The following is a 21,927-nucleotide window of genomic DNA, read 5'->3' as shown; positions in this document are numbered from 1 at the left end:
GGTGTGATCAAGGTGTGATCATTCGTCAACCCAGCGTTGTCGCCCTCCTTAGAGTCGGCGCCAGAATCCAGACCGGACGAGAGGCGAAGAGACATGGCGAATCTGGACACCGCACTCAAGGAAGCGTTCGGGATCGAGGGCGCGATCGGTGTGGCTCTGGTCGACTACGGCAGCGGGATGGCGCTCGGCACCCTGGGCGACAACCCCGAGCTGGACCTGAACGTGGCGGCGGCCGGCAACACCGACGTGGTACGGGCCAAGATGCGCACGATGGAGTTGCTCAAACTGCACGACAATGCGATCGAGGACATCCTGATCACGCTGAGCAACCAGTACCACCTGATCCGGCCCTTGACCACGCCCAGCGGACGCGGCCTCTTCCTCTACCTGGCGCTGAACCGGAACCAGTCCAACCTGGCCATGGCCCGGCACCAGCTCAGGCTGATCGAAATGTCTCTGGAGGTCGCCTGAGCAGTTCGGCCAGACCGGCCGCCAGCGCGTGGTACTCCTCGGCCCGGTTGTAGACCTGTGCGCTGATCCGCAGCACCCCGCCGCCCGCCCACGGCCGCACCGCGACCCGCGCGCCGAGCCGCCGGTGGACGGCCGTCATCAGCGCGAGCGCCTGCTCCTCGGTCTCGGCGACCCGCGGCGGCAGCCGCAGCGCGCGCATCGCCACCCCCGGCGAGGCCGGCAGTGCCGCGAGCCCGGCGACCTCGCCGAGCACGCGCTGCCCGTGGGCCGCCAGGCGGGCGTTGTGCTCCCGCACCCGGGCCAGGCCCAGCCCGTCCAGCAGGGCCAGCGCGCCGGGCGCGGCCAGCCACCCGGTGTAGTCGGCGGTGCCGCGCCACTCCACGTTCAACGGGAAGCCGCGCCCGTGCTCCCAGGAGTAGGTGAGCGGGCGGATCCGCTCGCGCCACTCGGGGCGCACCGCCAGCACGGCGGTGGGCCGGGGCGCGAAGGCCCACTTGTGCAGGTTGCCGAACCAGAAGTCGGGCCGGCCGACGTCCAGGTCGGCGTCCAGCATGCCGGGACCGTGCGCCGCGTCCACCGCGGTCAGCACCCCGCGCTCGGCCAGCGCCCGCAGCAGCGGTGCGGTGGCGATCTCCCGGGCGGTGGGCGAGGTGACCCGGTCGAGCACCGCCAGCCGGGTGTGCGGGCCGACCGCGGCCAGCACCAGCTGCGCCGGATCGGCCCCGTCCAGCGGGAGTTCCACGGTGCGTACCCGGGCGCCGCACTCGGCGGCCCGGCGCTCGGCGGCCCGGTTCACCACGCCGTAGCCGTGGTCGAGCACCAGGATCTCCTCGCCCGCCCGGAACGGGATGCTGTCCAGCACCACGGCGACGGCCTCGGTGACGTTGCTGAGCAGTGCCAGGCCCTGCGCGTCGGCGCCCAGCCAGCGGGCGACAGTGGCCCGGGCCTCGGCCAGCCGCTCGGGGGCCGCACGCAGGAAGCCGTCCGGGTCGGCCTCCTGCTCGGCCCGCAGCCGGGCCTGCTCGCGCTGGACCCCGATCGGGACGGCGCCGTAGGAGCCGTGGTTGAGGTGGGCCAGCGCGGGGTCCAGGGTGAAGAGCTCGGCCGCGCCGGCGATCGGCTCGGGCGCTGCCGTCGGATGCCGGGTCACGCCGCCCGACCCTCCTGGGCCCGGCGCAGGGTCAACAGCCCCCCGCGCGGCACCCGGACGGCGAACTCGCGGTCCGCCGGTTCGGCTTCGACGGCGGCGCGGGTGGCGCCCTGGCAGTCCTGGACCAGCACGGCCAGGCGTCCGGGCGGCGCGTCGAAGTCGAGCCGCACCAGGGTGTCCGGGTCGGCGTTGGCCACCAGCAGCAGGTCCCACCGGCCCGACACCCGCAGCGGCAGCGGCGCGTAGCGCCCGAAGGCGCGGGCCGCGCCGTGCCCGGCCTCCAGCAGCGGGTAGCCGAGTTCGGGGCGGTGCGGGCGGAAGGCGCCGCGCTGCAGCAGGTCGACGTGCTCGCGCATGACGGCCAGCCAGAAGCGCAGCGCGGCCAGCTGGTCGGGGCGCTGGCGGGCGAGGTCGACCGAGACCTGCGCGGTGGCGAAGAGCACGGACTGGAGCAGCACCGCGATCCCGGCCGGCTCCTCCTCGGGGTGCCAGGTCAGCGGGTCGGCGTGGACGGCGAGCGGACCGGCGGTGAGCCGCAGGTCGGTGGTGCGCTGGCGGTTCTCGGCGGCACTGTGCGGGCAGTCGGTGGCACGCACCATGGTCGCGTACGGCCACAGGCCCGGTCCCGCATAGGGCTGGCGGTGCTCGACCAGCACCTCGGGGCGGGCCGCGCGCAGCCGGGCGTCCAGTTCGGCGAGCAGGCTGTGCACACCCTCGGCCACCGCGGTCGGGTCGGTGGCGTACCGGGCGAAGGTGTCGATGAAGTCGATCTTCAGGCCGTCCACCCCGTGCCGCTCGACGAGCTCGCCGAGCCGGTCCACCAGGTCGGCGCGCACCCGCGGGTCCGCAGGGTCCAGCACGGAGGTCTCCAACTCCGGTATCCGCGCGAGCCGCCCGCTCGGGCCGCCGCCCGCCGCACTGCGGTCGCCGGCGAACGGCAGCGCGACCCAGAGCAGGTAGCGCAGCCCCAGCGCCCGGGTCCGCCGGACGTGCTCGGCGAAGTCCGGGAACGGGCCGGCGGCCGGCTGCCAGTCGCCGGTGGTGGCGTACGACCGCGAGGTCTCCTCGGTCTGCCAGCCGTCGTCCACCAGCACGGCGGTGAAGCCCAGTTGGGCCGCGAGGGCACCCAACTGCTCGACCTGCGCGGCGGTGATCGTCAGGTGGCTGACGTACCAGGTGCAGAAGACCGGCTCGAAGGCCGCCGCCGGCACCTGCGCCGGCCCGACCAGGCCGGCCCACCAGTGCGCCATCTCCTGTACGGTCTGCGCGAAGTGGCGGTGCGTCAGATCCAGGCGGAGCAGCAGCGGCGCCCCCGCCTCGTGCTCGACCCACCAGGCGAACTCGCCGCTCTCCTCCACCGCGCCCTCGCCGATGCTCACCGGGCGGACCAGTTCGCCCACCGCGAAGGTGCACAGCGCCGCGTCCCCGGCCCCCACCAGGCTGCCCACCGGCGCGCCCGCGGGCAGCGAGGCGGTGCGCGGGGCGCGCCAGGCGGGCGGCAGCCAGCGGGTGCCGGTGGCCGGGGTCCACAGGGCGGTGGCCCCGGTGCACGGCAGCCGCCACTCCACCCGCAGTCGCACCGGAGGCCCGTCCGGGCTCTCCGGTTCGAGCGGCACGACCTCGACGAGCAGCCGCCGGTCTCCGGCGGTGACCTTGACGTCCAGGGCGTGCGCGCCGATCGCGGTGGCCCGCAGGCCAAGGCCCGGGATCCCGGTGGCGATCTCCCGGGTGCACTCGCTGCGGCCCGAGGGCGGCGCGCTGCCGTCCCAGCTCAGAGGGGACACGGTGGGTCTGCCTTTCCTGTGGGTGCGAAGGGGGCGTCAGATGTCCGGCGTCAGGCTCCCGGCGCCAGGCTTCCGGCGTCAGGCTTCCGGGAAGTGGCAGGCGACCTGCCGCTGCCCCGGGCCGTGGTCCGTCAGCTGCGGTGCCTGGCTGCGGCAGATCGGCTGCGCCTTGGCGCACCTGGGGTGGAAGGTGCAGCCGCTGGGCGGGTCGGCCGGGCTCGGCGGGTCGCCGAGCAGCACGATCCGCTCCCTGGCCCGCTCGGCCGCCGGATCGGGCAGCGGCACCGCGGAGAGCAGCGCCTTGGTGTACGGGTGCGCGGGCGCCGCGTACACCTGCTCCTTCTCGCCGATCTCCACGATCCGGCCCAGGTACATCACCGCCACCCGGTGGCTCAGGTGCCGGACCACCGCCAGGTCGTGGGCGATGAACAGGTAGGCGACGCCCAGTTCGCGCTGCAGCCGCTCCAGCAGGCCGACGATCTGCGCCTGGATGGAGACGTCCAGCGCCGAGACCGGCTCGTCGGCCACCACCAGCGCGGGCCGGGTGGCCAGCGCCCGGGCGATGCCGATCCGCTGGGCCTGACCGCCGGAGAACTGGTACGGATAGCGCTCCAGGTGCTCGGGCGCCAGGCCCACCAGCTGGACCAGCTCCCGCACCTCGCGCCGGATCCGCTCCCCGGCCACCCCCTGCGCGCGCAGCGGCGCCGAGATGATCTGGGCCACCGTCCGCCGCGGGTTCAGCGAGGCGAACGGGTCCTGGAAGATGATCTGCAACTCGCTGCGCAGCGGCCGCAGTTCGCGCTGGCCCAGCCCGGTGATGTCCTGCCCGCGGAAGTCGACCCGGCCGGCGGTGGGATCCAGCAGCCGCACCAGCAGCCGCCCGGTGGTGGACTTGCCGCAACCGGACTCGCCGACCAGGCCGAGCGTCTCGCCCGCCCGCACCTCGAAGCTGAGCCCGTCCACCGCCTTGACGCCGGGCCGTCGCCGCAGCCCGTCACGGGCGCCGGGGAAGGTCTTGCCGAGGTCGCGCACCGTCAGCAGCGCACCGGTCATGCCGTCACCTCCGAGTGGATGCAGGCACTGCGGTGCCCGTCGGGCGTCAGCTGCCGCAACGGCGGCCGGGTGCCGGTGCAGGCCGGCTGCGGGGCGGCGGCGTAGACGGGGCAGCGCGGATGGAAGGCGCAGCCGGGTGGCGGCGCCAGCAGCGAGGGCGGGCTGCCCGGGATCGCCCGCAGCTCCTGCCCCTGCCCCGGGTCCGGGTCCAGACGCGGCAGCGAGTCCAGCAGCCCCTGGGTGTACGGGTGCCGGGGCGCGCCGAACAGCGCATCGGCGTCCGCCTGTTCGACGGCCGTGCCGCCGTACATCACGAGCACCTCGTCGGCCACCCGGGCGATCACGCCCAGGTCATGGGTGATCATGATGATCCCCAGCCCCCGTTCCTCCTTGAGCCGCATCAGCAGGTCGAGCACCTGGGCCTGCACGGTGACGTCCAGCGCCGTGGTCGGCTCGTCCGCGATGATCAGCTCGGGCTCGCAGGAGAGCGCGAGCGCGATCATCGCGCGCTGGCGCATGCCGCCGGAGAACTGGTGCGGGTACTCCCCCGCGCGCCGGGCCGGTTCGGGAATGCCGACGTCGCCGAGCACCTCCACCGCCCGCGCCCAGGCGGCCCGGCGGCTGGAGCCGAAGTGCTCGCGGTGCGCCTCGGCGATCTGGTCGCCGATGGTGAAGTACGGGTGCAGCGCGGTGAGGGCGTCCTGGAAGACCATCGCCATCCGCCGCCCGCGCAGCCGGCGGACCGTCTCGGCGGGCGCGCCGATCAGCTCGGTGCCGTCGAAGTCGACCGAGCCGGTGACCCTGGCCCCCGGGTGCAGGCCCATCACGGCCAGCGAGGTGACCGACTTGCCGGAGCCGGACTCCCCGACGATCCCCAGCGTGCGGCCGCGCTCGACGTCGAAGTCGACGCCCTTGACCACCTTCACCGGCCCCTCGCCGGTGGTGAACTCGACCGCGAGGTCGCGGACCTGAAGCAGCGTCACGAAAGTCTCGCTCTCGGGTCGATCCAGGCGTAGAGCAGGTCCACGACCAGGTTGGAGGTGACGATGAAGAAGGAGGCCAGCAGCGTGATGCCCATCACCACCGGCTGGTCGGACTTGTTGAGCGAGTCGGCGAACAGCTTGCCGACGCCCGGCAGTCCGAAGAGCGACTCGGTGATCATCGCGCCGGCCAGCAGGCTGCCCAGGTCCATCCCGAGCATGGTGGCCACCGCCGTCAGGGCCGGGCGCAGCCCGTGCTTGCCGACCACTCTGCGCTCGCGCAGCCCCTTGGCCCGCGCAGTGCGGACGTACGGCTCGGCCAGCGTCTCGATCACCGAACTGCGCGTCATCCGGGCGTACATGGCGGCCGTCGCGAGCGCCAGTGTGATCCACGGCAGCAGCAGGTTCTGCGCCCAGCCGACCGGGTCGTCCGTGAAGTCGACGTAGCGCGGGTACGGGATCAGGCCGAGCACCGTGACCACCACGTAGAGCAGGATCATCGCGGTGAAGTACACCGGCACGGCGGCCGCGCCGATGGTGGCGACCATCACCGTGCGGTCCACCCAGGTGTTCTTGCGCAGCGCCGAGACGACGCCCGCGCCCAGCCCCAGCAGCAGCCAGCAGGCCGCCGCACCGATGGCCAGCGAGAAGCTGGTCGGGAGCCGGTCCATCATCAGGTCCCAGACCGGCCGGCCGCTCTGGAAGGAGTAGCCGAAGCAGGGGAAGCCGCAGTGCACCGCGTACTGCCCGGTGCCCATCGTGCGGCCGGCGAAGATCGCCAGCACGTACCGGCCGAACTGGACGATCAGCGGCGCGTCCAGGCCCATCTGCTTGCGGACCAGCGCGATCTGGTCGGGCGCGCAGTCCTTGCCGCAGAACTGCACGGCCGGATCGCTCGGCAGCAGGTAGAAGATGGTGAAGGTGACCGCGCAGATCACCAGCAGGGTACCGGCGATGCCGAGCAGCCGGCGGATCAGGAAGGCGGTCATTCCCGGCCGCCCTTCGGGTCGAGGGCGTCGCGCAGCGCGTCGCCGAGCAGGGTGAAGGCCAGCACCACCAGGAACAGGCAGGCGCAGGGCAGGACGAAGAACATCGGGTCGACCTTGTAGTACAGCTGGGCATCGGTGATCATCTGGCCCCAGGACGGGGTGGGCGGGCGGACCCCGACCCCGAGGTAGGTCAGGCCGGCCTCCGAGCCGATCAGGCCGGGGATGGCCAGCGTGACGTAGACGATCACGGTGCTGGTCAGGTTCGGCAGGATCTCGGTGAGCACGATCCGCAGGCTCGGCGTGCCGCTGGCCCGGGCCGCCTCGATGTACTCGCGGCGCTTGAGCGAGATGGTCTGCCCCCGGATCACCCGGGCGATGTACGGCCAGGTGAACAGGCTCATCACGGCGACCAGCAGCAGCACCCGGTTGGCGTTCTGCACCACCGAGAGCAGCGCGATCATGAAGATCAGGCTCGGGAAGGACATCATGACGTCCATGAACCGGCTGATCACCGCGTCGGTGCGGCCGCCGAAGTAGCCGGCGGTGACGCCGAGCGCCACGCCGATCAGCGTGATCAGCAGCGCGGCGCTGAACGAGACCAGCAGACTGATCCGGGCGCCGTAGAGCAGCCGGGCGAAGATGTCGCGCCCCAGCATCGGCTCGACGCCGAGCCAGTGCTGCGGACTGATCCCGCCCAGGGCGCCGCGCGGCAGCCCGCCGAGGTAGGGGTCGATGGCGTACTTGTCGGTGTCGGCGGGGCCGTGGCCGCAGATCGCGGTGAGCACCGGGGCGAGCAGCGCGGCCAGCACGAAGAAGGCGATGATGCCCAGGCCCACCATCGCCGCCGGCCGGCGGCGCAGCCGGCGCCAGGCCGACCGCCAGGGCGATCCCGTGTCCTGATGCTCCGTCATCATGACGGTAACGGGCGGCGATTCGACCGTCATTTGACGGACTTCAGGCCGACGTTGGCGTAGTCGATCTGCCCCGACCAGACCGGACTCGCGAAGGCTCCGGCGATGTTGGTGCCGACCAGCAGCGGCTTCTTCTGCCAGGTGAGCGGCACGGTGGGCGCCTCGTCCATGAGCTTCGCGTCCAGCGCCAGCCAGGCCGCGTTGGCGGCGTTCACGTCGCTCAGTCCGGCGATCCGGTCCATCTCGGCGTCCACCGACGGGTCCTTGAAGCGGGACATGTTGCCCTGGTTGCCGGTGTCGACGATCACCCGGCTGTCGAAGAGCATCGGCAGGAAGGTGGCGGCCGAGGGGTAGTCGGGGCACCAGCCGGTGATCGCCAGGCCCGTCTGCTTGCTCTTGTCGCCGACCACCGAGTTGACCACGCTGGCGTCCAGCGCGTCGATCGTGACGTTGATGTCGATCTTCTTCAGCGCGGCCTGGATCGCCTCCGCCTGCTGGCGCTGGCCGGTGGAGACGGTGATCTCGGTGGAGATCGGGCCACTGACCCCGGCCTGCGCCAGGTACTGCTTGGCCTTGTCGAGGTCGCCGCCGACCGGGATGCCGAAGTGGTCGACCGCCTTGCCGCCGGTCAGCTCCGGCGGCAGGTAGGTGGTCGCGATGTCGGCGAGCGCCGGGCCGCCGACCGAGGACTGGAACGCCTGCTTGTCGATCGCGTACTCGACCGCCAGCCGCAGGTTCTTGTTGTCGAACGGCGGCTTGCTGTTGTCCATGGTCAGCATCGTCGTGCAGTTCTCGTTCTCGCTGACCAGGCGGGACTTGACGTCCGGATTGGTGATCACGTCGGGGATCTTGGCCGGCGTGAGGTCGGTGTACGCGATGGCGTCCTGGTCGTCGCCCTGCGAGGCGATCAGACGGTCGGCGATGCCGGCCGAGCCGAGCGTCTGGTCCACCACGATCTTGTCCGGATAGGCCTTGCGGACCGGGTCGGTGGCCTGGTCCCAGTAGGGATTGCGGACCAGCACCAGCTGCTTGCCGCGGTCGTACGTCTGGATCTTGTACGGCCCTGAGGAGAAGGGGTGGTTGCTGTAGTTGGCGCCGGCCTCCTTGGCGATCGGCACCGGCGCGAAGGTCGGCAGCGTGACCGTGTAGCCGAACTCGGCCACCGGGCGCTTGAGATGGAAGATGATCGTCTTCGCGTCGGGGACCTCGATCGCCTCCGGGCCCAGTCGCTGGCCGTGCAGCGGACCGGCGTAGTCGGCCGGGGCGTTCAGGTACTGCTTGGCGTAGTTCGGGCCGCCGGGCAGGTCGGGGGAGAACGAGCGCTCGACGTTGTACTTGATGTCGTCGGCGACGATCGGCGATCCGTCCTCGTACTTCAGGCCGTCCTTGAGGTGGAAGGTCCACGTCTTCGCGCCGTCGCTCGGCTCGCCCAGGTCGGTGGCCAGGTCCGGGACGATCTGCAGGCCCTGCGCGCCGGGCGCGGACTTGAAGGTGGTCAGCGTGCGGTAGAGCGTGCGGATGCCGAAGTCCATCTCCGGCTCGACCCAGTTGCGGGTCGGATCGAGCTGCGAGAAGTCCTGGTTGGACAGGATGTGCAGGGTTCCGCCTTTGACCGGGGTGCCCCCGACGATGCCGTCGCCCGCGGTGGTGATGCCGGCGCCGTCGTCGGTGCTGCCGCCACCGCTGCTCTCGTGGCCGGTGCACGCCCCGAGACCGAGGGTCAGGGTCGCCGCGAGCGCTGCCGCGAGGGCGGCATGGATACGTCTGGTCATGTGCACTCCGCTGTCATGGGACTGGCTCATCCGAGGTGTGACCCGTAACATAGTAATGTGAAATTGTACAAGCAAGAGGCTGTCTGACCCGTTACCCAGCTGTGTCCAAACGGTCAGTCAACTCCTGTGCACCACACGGATATCAGCACAGCTCAGCAGTGTGAGCCCGGACCCTCTGGAGCCCTCCCGTGACCCAGCCCCTCCCGTCCGCCAACACCGGGAGCCATGACCTCCCCGTCTCCCCCGCCCTCGCCGCATTCATGGCCACCGACTGGGCCGCCACCCCGCTGCCCGCCGCCGAGCGCGTTCCCGGCCACCAGGTCATGCCCGCCCGCCGGGCCCGCCTCTCCGCGCGTTTCCCGGGCGAGCGCCTGGTGGTGCCGGCCGGGCAGCTCAAGGTGCGCAGCAACGACTGCGACTACCGCTTCCGTCCGCACACCGCCTTCAGCTGGCTCACCGGCCTGACCGGCGAGGAACAGGCCGGCAGCGTCCTGGTGCTGGAGCCGGACGGCGACGCGGGCCACGAGGCGGTGCTCCACCTGCGACCGCGCTCGCCGCGCGACGGCGTCAGCGAGGAGTTCTACCGCGACCGCCGCTACGGCGAGTTCTGGGTCGGCCGGCGCCCCGACCTGGCCGAGACCACCCAGCTGACCGGCCTGCGGGCGGAACACCTGGACGGCCTGGAGAAGCTGCTGACCGGACGCCACCTCACGACGCGGCTGCTGAGCGGGGTGGACCCGGTGCTCGACGCGCTGCTCGACGACCGGTCCGACTCCGGTGGCGACGCCCGACTCGCCACCGTCCTCAGCGAGTTGCGGCTGGTGAAGGACGCCTGGGAGGTCGAGCAACTGCAACTGGCCGTCGACCACACCACCGCCGGCTTCGAGGACGTGGTCCGCGCCCTGCCCGCCGCGCTGCGCCACCCGCGCGGCGAGCGCTGGATCGAGGGCGTGTTCAACCTGCGCGCCCGGGCCGAGGGTGCCGGCACCGGCTACGAGACCATCGCGGCCTCGGGCGCCCACGCCGGTGTACTGCACTGGATCCGCAACGACGGCGCGCTCGACCCCGCCCAACTGCTGCTGCTCGACGCCGGGGTGGAGACCGACACCCGCTACACCGCCGACATCACCCGCACCCTGCCGCTGAGCGGCACCTTCTCCCCCGTCCAACGGCAGGTCTACGAGCTCGTGCTGGCCGCCCAGGACGCGGGCATCGCCGCACTGCGCCCCGGCGCCGCCTTCCGCGACTTCCACCGCGCGGCGATGCGGGTGATCGCCGAGGGGCTGGCCGACTGGGGCGTGCTGCCGGTCCCGGCCGAGCAGGCGCTGCGGGAGGAGAGCGGCCTGTACCGCCGCTACACCCTGTGCGGCAGCGGGCACATGCTGGGCCTGGACGTGCACGACTGCGCGAAGGCCCGGGCGGAGGCCTACCTGGACGGAGTGCTGGAGGCCGGTCAGGTGCTGACCGTCGAGCCCGGGCTCTACCTGCAGCCGGACGACCTGACGCTGCCGCCCGAGCTGCGCGGGATCGGGGTGCGGATCGAGGACGACCTGGTGATCACCGAGGACGGCGCGCGACTGATGTCCGGTGCGCTGCCGCGCACGGTGGCCGGGATCGAGGAGTGGATGGGGGCGCTGCTCGGGTGACGGTGCCGTCAGCCCGCCGTCCGCCTCCCGGTCGGCGGGCTGACGAGATGTCACTATGCGGGCGTATCCGAGATGTTATCGCCGGATGTTCCGCCCGAGGAGGACCTGCACGATGCCCCGCCCCACCACCCGACCCGCACTGCTGGCGGGCCTCGCCCTTGCCCTGCTCTCCCTGGCCGGTTGCGCCGGCGCCGACGAGAGCCCCGTCGCGGCCGGCGGCCCCCCGCCGCCGGAGAAGCCCTTCGGCCAGAGCTGCGCCGCACTGCCCGCGGACGGCCCGGGCAGTCTGGACTCGATGGGCGGCATCCCCGTGCTGTCGGCGATCGAGCAGTCCAAGGACCTGACCACGCTGGCCAAGCTGGTCAAGACGGCGAAGGCCAAGGACGTCTTCGACTCGATGGACAACGTCACCGTCTTCGCCCCCGACGACGCCGCCTTCGCCAAGCTCCCCGACGACCAGCGCAAGGCGCTGGACACCCAGCCGGGCGCCGGCGAGCTGCTGCGCAAGCTCATCGTGGTGCGCGACCTGAAGAAGAACGACCTCACCGACAAGTCCTACACCTCGCTCCAGGGCGCGGTGCTGAAGGCGACCGGCACCGGGGACGACTACCGGATCGGCGGCGCGCGGGTGCTCTGCGGCAGCATCCGAACCTCCAACGCCCGCCTCGCGACGCTCGACCAGGTACCGGCCTTCGGCGGCTGAACCACCCACCGCTGGGCGCCGCCTCCCCTGCGGAGGCGGCGCCCAGCGGTGTGAACCGGGCAGGCCCCAAGGACGTCCTGGTGCCGCGTCAGGCAGCCTTCGCCCGACGGGGCGAAGGCTGCCTGACGCGGCACTAGATCACCGACTGCCAGACCCCCAGCAGGTACGCCCCGTACCAGCTCCCGGCCAGCAGCGCCGCCCCCGCGACCGGCCAGGCCACCCGCCCGCGGGCCCTGGCCAGCGCGACGGCGCCGGGCAGCAGGAAGAGCAGCGCCGGCACCAGCAGGCGCGGCTTGCAGGAGGAGTAGTCGCTCTGGCCGATCGCGAGGGCCGTCACCAGCAGCCCGTAGAGCGCCAGCGGCGGCCAGGGCCGCCAGAGCAGCGCCAGCAGGCTGCCGCCGAGCGCCGCCAGCACCAGCAGCGCGATGCTGACGTCCACCCAGCCGGTGCCGCCGGTCAGCTGGTCGGTCACGTAGTCCCAGCTGTGCGCGCCCCAGTCCAGCGCGGTGCCCCACCCCGCCTGCTGGATCCGGAACCACCCGTCGGCCCGGCCGGTCCGCAACCCCACCCAGAGCAGGTAGCCCGGCGTGGCCGAGCAGGCCACCAGGGCGGCGACCAACGGCCGCACCCACGGCTTTCTCTGATGGATCGTCAGCCAGGCCGCCAGGGCGACCGCCGCGCCGACCGCGAGCCCGCTGGGACGGGTCAGCCCGGCCAGCACCCCCCAGGCCGCAGCCGCCGGCCACCGTTCGCGGTGGGCGGCCAGCAGCGCGCCCACCGCGCAGGCCAGGAAGACGGCCTCGCTGTACCCCATGCCGAGCACCACGGCCATCGGCTGCGCGACCGTCAGCAGCACCATGAAGAGCCCGGTCCGACGGTCGTACAACCGCCCGAACAGCCGGTAGAGCAGCACCACCGCGACCGCCCCCGCCACCCGGGAGACCGCCAGCGCCGCGTCCCCGAAGCTCGCGCCGGTGGCCAGGTGCACCAGGCGGATCGCGGCCGGGAAGACCGGGAAGAAGGCGAGATTGCTGCCGAGCCAGGCGCCGCTCAGATCACGCGGCGCGCCGGGGGCGGGGTAGCCGTGCTGGGCCACGTCCAGGAAGAGCCGCGCGTCCCAGCCCAGCAGCACCCGGCCGAGCTCGGGCGAGCCGGGCTGGCGCAGCAGCGCGAGCAGGCCGAGCTGGAGCGCGCAGGCCACACCGTAGAGCAGCAGCGGCGGCCCCCAGTCCAGCGCCAGGCGGCGGGCCGGGCGGGCTTGCGGGCCGCGGCACGCACCGGGCGCGAGGGTCACCAACCCCGGGGCGTCGCCCGAGACCGGCCCGGCGGTGGCGCCGGTCGGCCGCCCGTCCTCGGGGTCGGGCGGCGCGGGGCGCGGCTGGAGTGCGAAGTCGGTCATGCACGCGACGGTACGGTCGCCGTCGGCGCCGCCCCGCCTTGCTCGGACGTGTTGCGGCGCGACTGCACCGAACGGCGCCGAACGCTAGGCCGAAAGCGGGGAATCATATTCAAAGCACGATGACACGACGTCAGCTGATCATTTTTTAATCTCTTCTCCGGCTACTCCTTGACGCGCATGTGTGTTCGCGGGGGTCGCGAGAGGAGACGCCGGTGCGTCCGATGCGGTCCAGGGCTGGCTTCGAGGGTCGGCTCTCCACGGTGGTGCGGTGCGTCCTCGCACTCCTCTGCCTGATCCCGCAAGGCGGTTTCGCCCTCGCAGCCACCCCCGTGCGCCTGTCGGCGGCCGCCCCCACGCGCGCCACCGCGCCGGCGGCCACACCGGCGGCGACATCCGCGGCCCCGTCTGCTGCGTCGGCGTCCGCCTCCGTCCCCGGGAGCGCACCGGCGGCCTCGTCCACACCGACGGCAGCGTCCCCCTCGGCCTCCGCGCCCGAGCCGACGGCCACGCCGACCGGCACATCGACCGGCACGTCGACCGGCACATCGGCCGACACAGGCGAGTCGACCGCGCAGGCCGCGACCGACGCCCCCGCGCAGGCCGCCCCCGAACAGGCGGGCTCCGCCGACCCCGGCGAGCAGCAGCGTGCCGTGGTCTCCTGCACGCCCACCGGCAGCTTCACCAACTGCTCCCGGTTCACCTACAGCGGCGCCGACCAGTCCTTCACCGTGCCGCCCGGCGTGAGCAGCGTCTTCGTCCGCCTCTGGGGCGGTGGTGGCGGCGGCTCGCCGAGCGCGTACTACACCGGCCAGCGCGGCGGCGGTGGCGGCGGCTACACCACCGGCACCGTCGCGGTGACGCCCGGTCAGAGCTTCACCGTCACCAGTGGCCAGGGCGGCGTCCAGAACGGCACCAGCCGCACCTACGGCGGCGGCGGGGCGGGCGGTGTCGGCAAGAGCCTCGCCTCCGGCGGCAGCGGCGGTGGCCTGAGCGCGCTGTGGAACGGTGCCTACGCCGCCACCCCACTGCTGATCGCCGGCGGCGGTGGCGGCTCCTCACCGGGCGCCGACACCCTCAACCCCGCCGGCGGCAGCGGCGGCGGCAGCACCGGCGGCCAGGACAGCCAGCCGACGGTCTCCGGCCGGGGCGGCACCCAGAGCGCCGGCGGCGCCGCGGCCACCGACATCCGCTGCGGCGCCGGCGCCCCGGCCACCGCGGGCGGCCGGTACCTGGGCGGTGCGGGCGCCGGCGACACCGGCTACGAGGGCGGTGGCGGTGGCGGCGGCGGTCTGTTCGGCGGTGGCGGCGGCGAGTGCCAGCGCTCCGGCGGGCCCGAGGCCAACGGCATGGGCGGCGGCGGCTCCGGCTACACCGGCGGCAGCGGCGTCAGCGGCGCGCAGATCGCCAACGGCGGGATGAGCACGCAGAACCAGGTCGGCGGCACCGCGGGCGGCAGCAACGACCCGCTCTACAGCAGCGGTGTCGGTGCCGGCGGGGCCAACTCCAACGGCGGCAACGGCGAGGTGACCATCGAGTGGGTCACCCAGGTCGCCCTGGCGATCAACAAGACCGCGGACAAGGCGAGCTACACCCCCGGCGAGAGCCTCACCTACACGATCACCGCCACCAACGCGGGCCCGGCCCCGGCGCTCGGGGCAGCCATCCGCGACACCCTGCCGTCCGCGCTCGCCGGGTTCACCTGGACCTGTTCGGCGACCGCGCCCAGCACCTGCAACAGTCCGACCAGCGGCACCGGCACCATCGACACCACCGCGGACATCGCGGTGAACGGCACGGTCAGCTACACCGTCACCGGCACCGTCCCCGCGAACACCACCGGCACCCTCGCCAACACGGCCACCGTCACCCGGCCCGCGGCCACCGCCGACGACAACTGCGGCCCGACCTGCTCCAGCACGCTCAACACCCCCGCACTGCCCAGGACCGGCCTGTCCGTCACCAAGACGCCGGACAAGAACCCGTACGTCCCGGGCCAGTCGCTGACCTACACCATCGTGGTGCGCAACGCCGGCCCCTCCGACGCGACCGGTGTGACCGTGCAGGACACGCTGCCCGCTGCGATCCAGGGCTTCACCTGGTCCTGCACGGCGACCGGCGGCAGCAGCTGCGGCAGCACCAGCCGCGGGACGGGGAACATCAACACCACGGTCAACATCCCGGCCGGCGGCCAGGTCACCTACACCGTGACCGGCACCGCCCCCTCGACCGCCACCGGCTCGCTCGACAACCGCGCCACCGTCACACCGCCCAGCGGCGCCACCGACCCGAACTGCTCACCGAACTGCACCAGCACCGCCAACCCGCTGCCGCCCGACGGGCAGGCGAACCTGGTGATCTCCAAGGTGCTGCAGACCAACCCCGTGGTGGCCGGGCAGCAGATCCAGTGGCAGGTCCGGGTCACCAACAACGGACCCTCGCTGGCGCGCAACGTGGTCGTCCGGGACCGGGTCCCGGTCGGCGTCACCGGCGCCACGATGACCGCCGACGCCGACGGCACGCCCTGCCCGATCAGCGGCGGCACCGCCACCTGCCCGGCCGTCGAGATCCCCGTCGGTTCCTCGCTGACGTGGACGCTCACCGGCACCCTGTCGCCCGACGCGACAGCAACGCCGGTGAACACCGCCACCGTCACCGGCGGACCCGACCCCTCCGCCTCGGTCCGCACCGCCATCGCCTCACCGTCCACCTCACCGTCGGTCCAGGCGAACCTGGCGATCTCCAAGGCGCTGCTCACGAGCCCCGTCGTGCCGGGGCAGCAGATCCAGTGGCGCGTCACCGTCACCAACAACGGACCCTCACGGGCACGGAACGTCGTCGTCACCGACCAGATCCCCACAGGCGTCACCGGCACCACCATGACCGCCGACGCCGACGGCACCCCCTGCCCGATCAGCGGCACCACCGCGACGTGCCCCGCTGTCGAGATTCCCGCCGGCGGTTCGCTGACGTGGGCGGTCAGTGGCACGCTCGACCCCAACGCCACCATCGCACCCACCAACACCGCCATCGTCACCGGCGGACCCGACCCCTCGGCCTCGGCCCACACCGGCATCGCCTCGCCCTCCAACTCGTCCACACCGCAGGCGAACCTGACCATCTCGAAGGTGCTGCTCACCAATCCGGTCGTTCCCGGCCAGCAGATCCAGTGGCACGTCACCGTCACCAACAACGGACCCTCCCGCGCCCGTAACGTCGTCCTCACCGACCAGATCCCCACCGGCATCACCGGCGCCACGATGACCGCCGACGCCGACGGCACCCCCTGCCCCATCACCAACGGCACCGCCACCTGCCCGGCCGTCGAAATCCCCGCAGGCGGTTCGCTCTCCTGGACGGTCAGCGGCACCCTGGCGGCTGACGCCACAACGACACCCACCAACACCGCGGTGGTCACCGGCGGACCCGACCCCTCGGCATCGGCCCACACCGCCATCGCCTCGCCCTCCAACTCGCCCACACCGCAGGCGAACCTGACCATCTCGAAGGTGCTGCTCACCAACCCGGTCGTCCCCGGCCAGCAGATCCAATGGCACGTCACCGTCACCAACAACGGACCCTCCCGGGCACGTAACGTCGTCCTCACCGACCAGATCCCCACCGGCATCACCGGCGCCACCATGACCACCGACGCCGACGGCACCCCCTGCCCGATCAGCGGCACCACCGCCACCTGCCCCGCCACCGAGATCCCCGCAGGCGGCTCTGCCACCTGGACCGTGACCGGCACCCTGGCCGCCGACGCCACGACAACGCCCACCAACACCGCGGTCGTCACCGGCGGCCCCGACCCCTCGGCCTCCGCCCACACCGCCATCGCCTCGCCCTCCAACTCGCCGTCCCCCCAGGCGAACCTGGCAGTGACCAAGACCCTGTTGACCAACCCGGTCATCCCCGGTCAGCAGATCCAATGGCGCGTCACCGTCACGAACGACGGACCCAGCCGCGCCCGCAACGTCGTCGTCACCGACCAGATCCCCGCCAGCCTGACCGAGGCGACGATGACGGCCGACGCCGACAGCACCCCCTGCTCTGTCACCAACGGCACCGCCACCTGCCCAGCCACCGAAATCCCCGCAGGCGGTTCCGCGACCTGGACGGTCAGCGGCGTACTCGACCCCAACGCCACCACCGCGCCCGACAACACCGTCGTCGTCACGGGCGGCCCTGACCCCTCGGCATCGGCTCACACTGCCGTCGCAACACCGTCGACCTCGCCCTCGCTCCAGGCGAAGCTTGCGATCTCCAAGGTGCTGCTCACCACCCCGGTCGTCCCCGGCCAGCAGATCCAATGGCGCGTCACCGTCACCAACAAGGGCCCCAGTCGCGCCCGCAACGTCATCGTCACCGACCAGATCCCCACCGGCATCAACAACGCCACGATGACCGCCGACGCCGATGACAGCACCTGCCCGATCACCAACGGCACCGCCACCTGCCCCGCCGTCGAGATCCCCGCAGGCGGCTCGCTCTCCTGGACGGTGCGCGGCACGCTCGACCCCAACGCCACCGCCACACCCACCAACACCGCCGCCGTCACCGGCGGCCCCGACCCCTCGGCCAGCGCCCACACCGCCGTCGCCTCGCCGACGAGTTCGCCCGCGCTCCAGGCGAGCCTGACCATCTCCAAGGCCCTGCTCACCGACCCCGTCGTTCCCGGCCAGCAGATCCAATGGCGCGTCACCGTCACCAACAACGGGCCGTCCCGGGCTCGGAACGTCGTGGTCACCGACCAGCTCCCGGCCGGCGTGAACAACGCCACGATGACCGCCGATGCCGATGACAGCACCTGCCCGATCACCAACGGCACCGCCACCTGCCCCGCCGGCGAAATCCCCACGGGCGGCACGCTCTCCTGGACGGTCAGCGGCACCCTGGCCGCCGACGCCACGACAACACCCACCAACACCGCGGTCGTCACCGGCGGACCCGACCCCTCCGCCAGCGCCCACACCGCCATCGCCAGCCCCACCGGCTCCCCCGTGGCCCAAGCGAACCTGGCCGTCTCGAAGGTCCTGCTCACCAACCCGGTGATCCCCGGCCAGCAGGTCCAGTGGCGCGTCAGCGTCACCAACAACGGCCCCAGCCGCGCGCGGAACGTCGTCGTCACCGACCACATCCCCGACGGTGTGGCGGACGCCGTGCTGCAGTCCGACTCCGACAGCACGGTCTGCCCGATCACCAACGGCACCGCGACCTGCGCGCCCCTCGAGCTGGCCGTGGGCCAGGTGCAGTCCTACACGCTCACCGGCACGCTCGCCCAGGACGCGACCGCCACGCCGACCAACATCGCCGTCGTCACCGGCGGGCCGAACCCGTCCGTGAGCGCGTACACCGCCGTCGCCTCGCCGAGTGGCCTGCTCACCCCACAGGCGAACCTGACCATCGCCAAGGCCCTGCTCACCAATCCGGTGGTGCCCGGCGGGCCGATCCAGTGGCTGGTCACGGTGACCAACAACGGCCCCTCGCTCGCCCGCAACGTCGTGGTCACCGACCGGATTCCGGCCGGCGTCACCCATGCGACCATGCAGGCGAACGTCGACGACCGCAGCTGCCCGATCACCGGCGGCATCGCCACCTGCCCGGCGATCGAACTCACCGTCGGCCAGTCGGCCTCGTACACCGTGACGGGCGTGCTCGACCCGAACGCCACCACCGCACCGACCAACATCGCCGTGGTCACCGGCGGCCCCGACCCCTCGGCCAGCGCCCACACCGCCGTCGCCAGCCCCACCGGCCTCCCGGGCCTGCGGGCGGATCTCGAGATCGGCAAGGTGCTGCTCAGCAGCCCGGTGGTTCCTGGCCAGCAGATCCAATGGCGCGTCACCGTCACCAACAACGGACCCTCCCGCGCCCGCAACGTCGTCGCCACCGACCAGATCCCGGCCGGCGTCACCAACGCCACCATGACCGCCGACACCGACAACACACCGTGCCCGGTCAGCAGCGGTGTCGCGACCTGCCCGGCCATCGAGCTGGCCGCCGAGGCATCGGTCTCCTACACAGTCACCGGCACGCTCGACCCGAGCGCGACGAGCACACCGGTCAACGTCGCCTCCGTCAGCGGCGGCCCCGACCCCGACCCATCCAACAACACCGCCACCGCCCAGCCCTCCGAGAGCACCCGGCCGCAGGCCGCGCTCAGCATCTCCAAGGTGCTGCTGACCAACCCGGTGGTACCCGGCCAGCAGATCCAATGGCGGGTCGCCGTCACCAACAACGGCCCCTCGCTCGCCCGCAACGTCGTGGTCACCGACCGGATTCCGGCCGGCGTCACCCATGCGACCATGCAGGCGAACGTCGACGACCGCAGCTGCCCGATCACCGGCGGCATCGCCACCTGCCCGGCGATCGAACTCACCGTCGGCCAGTCGGCCTCGTACACCGTGACGGGCGTGCTCGACCCGAACGCCACCACCGCACCGACCAACATCGCCGTGGTCACCGGCGGCCCCGACCCCTCGGCCAGCGCCCACACCGCCGTCGCCAGCCCCACCGGCCTCCCGGGCCTGCGGGCGGATCTCGAGATCGGCAAGGTGCTGCTCAGCAGCCCGGTGGTTCCTGGCCAGCAGATCCAATGGCGCGTCACCGTCACCAACAACGGACCCTCCCGCGCCCGCAACGTCGTCGCCACCGACCAGATCCCGGCCGGCGTCACCAACGCCACCATGACCGCCGACACCGACAACACACCGTGCCCGGTCAGCAGCGGTGTCGCGACCTGCCCGGCCATCGAGCTGGCCGCCGAGGCATCGGTCTCCTACACAGTCACCGGCACGCTCGACCCGAGCGCGACGAGCACACCGGTCAACGTCGCCTCCGTCAGCGGCGGCCCCGACCCCGACCCATCCAACAACACCGCCACCGCCCAGCCCTCCGAGAGCACCCGGCCGCAGGCCGCGCTCAGCATCTCCAAGGTGCTGCTGACCAACCCGGTGGTACCCGGCCAGCAGATCCAATGGCGGGTCGCCGTCACCAACCACGGCCCCTCGCTGGCCCGCGACGTCGTGGTCACCGACACCGTGCCGAACGAGGTGGTCGGCGCCACCATGACGGTCGACGAGACCGGGGCCGCGTGCCCGATCACGGGCACCACCGCGACCTGCCCGCCGGTGCAGATCGCGCCCGGCGCCACCGCGTCCTTCACGCTCAGCGGCACCCTCGCCCAGGACGCGACCGCTACGCCGACCAACATCGCCGTGGTCACCGGCGGCCCCGACCCGTCGGCCAGTGCGCACACCGCCGTCGCCTCGCCCACCGACTCGCCCGCCCCGCAGGCCGCGCTCAGCATCTCCAAGATCCTGCTCACCGACCCGGTCGTCCCGGGCCGCCAGATCCAGTGGCGGGTCACGGTGACCAACCACGGCCCCTCGCTCGCCCGCGACGTCGTGGTCACCGACCGCATCCCCGACGGTGTGTCGGGTGCGGCCATGGCCTCCGACACCGACGCGACCCCGTGCCCGATCGCCAACGGCACCGCCACCTGCCCGGCGATCGAGCTGGCGGCGGGCCAGTCCCACAGCTACACGGTCAGCGGTGTACTCGACCCCAACGCGACCGGAACGCCCGGTAACACGGCAGTCGTCACCGGCGGCCCCGACCCCTCCGCCAGCGCCCACACCGCCGTCGCCTCGCCCACCGACTCCCCCGCCCCGCAGGCCAACCTGACCATCTCCAAGGCCCTGCTCACCAACCCCGTGATCCCCGGCCAGCAGATCCAATGGCGCATCACCGTCACCAACAACGGACCCTCCCGCGCCCGCAACGTCATCGTCACCGACCAGATCCCCACCGGCGTCACCAACGCCACCATGACCGCTGACACCGACAACACCCCCTGCCCCATCACCAACAACACCGCCACCTGCCCCGCCACCGAAATCCCCGCCGGCACCACCCTCACCTGGACCATCACCGGCACCCTCGCCCCCGAGGCCACCACCACCCCCACCAACACCGCCACCGTCACCGGCGGCCCCGACCCGGCCACCCCCACCCACACCGCCGTCGCCACCCCGACCGGGTCGCCGGAGCGACAGGCCCACCTCGACATCGCCAAGGTGCTGCTCACCTCCCCGGTGATCGCCGGGCAGCCGATCGCCTGGCGGGTGACGGTCACCAACAACGGTCCCTCGCTCGCCCGTGACGTCCAGGTCACCGATCAGGTCCCCGAGCAGGTCGACGGCGCGGCGATGAGCGCGGACGCCGACGGCACCCCGTGCCCGATCGCCAACGGCACCGCCACTTGCCCCGCCGTGGAGCTGGCACCCGGTCGGACGATCAGCTACACGCTCACCGGCACACTGTCGCCGGATGCCACCAGCGTCCCGGTGAACACCGCGGTGGTCACCGGTGGCCCCGACCCGTCCGCCTCCGCGCACACCGCGGTGGCCACGCCGACCGAGCCGATCACGCTCCGCCCTGACCTGCGGCTCGACAAGCAGGTCAGCCCCGCCCACCCCAAGCCCGGCGACCGGGTCACCTACACCGTGACCGCGACCAACAACGCGACCGCGACGTACTTCGGCGCCACCATCGTCGACGACTTCACCGGCGTGCTCGCTGCGGCCGTGTACGAGAGCGACGCCAAGGCCAGCACCGGCCAGACCTCCTACGTCGAGCCCAGGCTGACCTGGACCCTCGACATCCGTCCGGGTGCCACCGAGACGCTCGTCTACAGCTTCACGGTGCGGCGCGACGCCGGTGGCAAGCAGCTGCAGAACGTGATCGTCTCGCTCGGCGACGGCACCAACTGCCCCGCCGGTACCAACCTTCGCGCCACGGACACGTCCGGCTCCTGCAGCACCGACATCACGGTGACCCCGTCCAGCCCGTCCCCGTCCCCGTCCCCGTCCCCGTCCCCGCACCCCACGCACACCCACCGCCCGAGGCCCACCTCGGAGCCGTCGCCCGGCGGGAGGCCGGGCCCGCTGCCCGGGACCGGTCTGCGGGACGTCGCTCTGGCGGCCCTGGTGGCCACGCTCCTGCTGGGCGTCGGCGGTGGCATGCTGATCATCCGCCGCAGCCGCCGCTGACCGCAGGTCACCGACC

The 21,927-nt window shown here is 72.7% G+C and carries 12 protein-coding genes; 4 read left to right on the top strand and 8 right to left on the bottom strand.

Features of this window, described 5'->3' with window-relative positions; translation table 11 throughout:
- Positions 1 to 93: 93 nt before the first annotated feature.
- Entirely contained in the window at positions 94 to 471 is a 378-nt protein-coding gene (locus OG500_RS30530) for a hypothetical protein (protein WP_327070058.1), read from the top strand.
- On the opposite strand, the gene OG500_RS30525 is transcribed toward OG500_RS30530, so the two are convergent.
- The 7 genes from OG500_RS30525 to OG500_RS30495 form a co-directional block, all read right to left on the bottom strand.
- On the bottom strand, positions 437 to 1,621 hold the full coding sequence (locus OG500_RS30525) for an aminotransferase class V-fold PLP-dependent enzyme (protein ID WP_327070057.1): 1,185 nt from the start codon (positions 1,619 to 1,621) through the stop codon (positions 437 to 439). The genes OG500_RS30530 and OG500_RS30525 overlap by 35 nt on opposite strands.
- Positions 1,618 to 3,405, bottom strand: a complete 1,788-nt coding sequence (locus tag OG500_RS30520) for a glycoside hydrolase family 36 protein (RefSeq protein WP_329584706.1) — start codon at positions 3,403 to 3,405, stop codon at positions 1,618 to 1,620. Before OG500_RS30520 ends, OG500_RS30525 begins: the two co-directional genes overlap by 4 nt.
- 78 nt (positions 3,406 to 3,483) lie before the next feature.
- Positions 3,484 to 4,458, bottom strand: coding sequence for an ABC transporter ATP-binding protein (locus tag OG500_RS30515; RefSeq protein WP_329584703.1), 975 nt, complete (start codon positions 4,456 to 4,458; stop codon positions 3,484 to 3,486).
- A complete protein-coding gene (locus OG500_RS30510) occupies positions 4,455 to 5,441 on the bottom strand; it encodes an ABC transporter ATP-binding protein (RefSeq protein ID WP_327070054.1) in 987 nt (328 codons plus the stop codon). The genes OG500_RS30515 and OG500_RS30510 overlap by 4 nt, the downstream gene beginning before the upstream one ends.
- The gene (locus tag OG500_RS30505; RefSeq protein WP_327070053.1) at positions 5,438 to 6,427 is read right to left on the bottom strand and encodes an ABC transporter permease; all 990 of its coding nucleotides are present in this window, start codon (positions 6,425 to 6,427) and stop codon (positions 5,438 to 5,440) included. Before OG500_RS30505 ends, OG500_RS30510 begins: the two co-directional genes overlap by 4 nt.
- Complete coding sequence (locus OG500_RS30500; RefSeq protein ID WP_329584699.1) at positions 6,424 to 7,338, bottom strand: ABC transporter permease; 915 nt, start codon at positions 7,336 to 7,338, stop codon at positions 6,424 to 6,426. Before OG500_RS30500 ends, OG500_RS30505 begins: the two co-directional genes overlap by 4 nt.
- A 29-nt stretch (positions 7,339 to 7,367) precedes the next feature.
- Positions 7,368 to 9,110, bottom strand: coding sequence for an ABC transporter substrate-binding protein (locus OG500_RS30495; RefSeq protein WP_329584696.1), 1,743 nt, complete (start codon positions 9,108 to 9,110; stop codon positions 7,368 to 7,370).
- Between the two features lie 188 nt (positions 9,111 to 9,298).
- Between OG500_RS30495 and OG500_RS30490 the strand changes: the two genes are divergently transcribed.
- Together OG500_RS30490 and OG500_RS30485 are read left to right on the top strand one after the other, a co-directional pair.
- Positions 9,299 to 10,756, top strand: coding sequence for an aminopeptidase P family protein (locus OG500_RS30490; RefSeq protein ID WP_329584695.1), 1,458 nt, complete (start codon positions 9,299 to 9,301; stop codon positions 10,754 to 10,756).
- A 112-nt stretch (positions 10,757 to 10,868) separates the two neighbouring features.
- Positions 10,869 to 11,459 (top strand): fasciclin domain-containing protein, encoded by a 591-nt coding sequence (locus OG500_RS30485; RefSeq protein ID WP_327070049.1) that lies wholly within the window; start codon positions 10,869 to 10,871, stop codon positions 11,457 to 11,459.
- 133 nt (positions 11,460 to 11,592) lie between these two features.
- Here OG500_RS30485 and OG500_RS30480 read toward each other — a convergent pair whose 3' ends face one another.
- Positions 11,593 to 12,858 carry a glycosyltransferase family 39 protein gene (locus tag OG500_RS30480; RefSeq protein WP_329584693.1) on the bottom strand — a complete coding sequence of 422 codons (1,266 nt, stop codon included), beginning with the start codon at positions 12,856 to 12,858 and terminating at the stop codon, positions 11,593 to 11,595.
- Positions 12,859 to 13,079: 221 nt separating this feature from the next.
- On the opposite strand from OG500_RS30480, the gene OG500_RS30475 reads away from it, so the two are divergent.
- On the top strand, positions 13,080 to 21,911 hold the full coding sequence (locus OG500_RS30475; protein WP_329584691.1) for a DUF7927 domain-containing protein: 8,832 nt from the start codon (positions 13,080 to 13,082) through the stop codon (positions 21,909 to 21,911).
- Positions 21,912 to 21,927: the final 16 nt, after the last annotated feature.

Source organism: Kitasatospora sp. NBC_01250 (genome assembly GCF_036226465.1).
In the GTDB taxonomy this organism is placed as follows: domain Bacteria; phylum Actinomycetota; class Actinomycetes; order Streptomycetales; family Streptomycetaceae; genus Kitasatospora.
Note: the sequence above shows the minus strand (reverse complement) of the source record. Positions and strands in the feature narration are given on the sequence as shown.

Bases quoted from the DNA above. Each gene is read 5' to 3' on its own strand.
- OG500_RS30495 (WP_329584696.1), bottom strand. From the start codon at position 9,110: ATGACCAGACGTATCCATGCCGCCCTCGCGGCAGCGCTCGCGGCGACC.
- OG500_RS30515 (WP_329584703.1), bottom strand. From the start codon at position 4,458: ATGACCGGTGCGCTGCTGACGGTGCGCGACCTCGGCAAGACCTTCCCC.
- OG500_RS30530 (WP_327070058.1), top strand. From the start codon at position 94: ATGGCGAATCTGGACACCGCACTCAAGGAAGCGTTCGGGATCGAGGGC.
- OG500_RS30475 (WP_329584691.1), top strand. From the start codon at position 13,080: ATGCGGTCCAGGGCTGGCTTCGAGGGTCGGCTCTCCACGGTGGTGCGG.
- OG500_RS30500 (WP_329584699.1), bottom strand. From the start codon at position 7,338: ATGACGGAGCATCAGGACACGGGATCGCCCTGGCGGTCGGCCTGGCGC.
- OG500_RS30485 (WP_327070049.1), top strand. From the start codon at position 10,869: ATGCCCCGCCCCACCACCCGACCCGCACTGCTGGCGGGCCTCGCCCTT.
- OG500_RS30505 (WP_327070053.1), bottom strand. From the start codon at position 6,427: ATGACCGCCTTCCTGATCCGCCGGCTGCTCGGCATCGCCGGTACCCTG.
- OG500_RS30480 (WP_329584693.1), bottom strand. From the start codon at position 12,858: ATGACCGACTTCGCACTCCAGCCGCGCCCCGCGCCGCCCGACCCCGAG.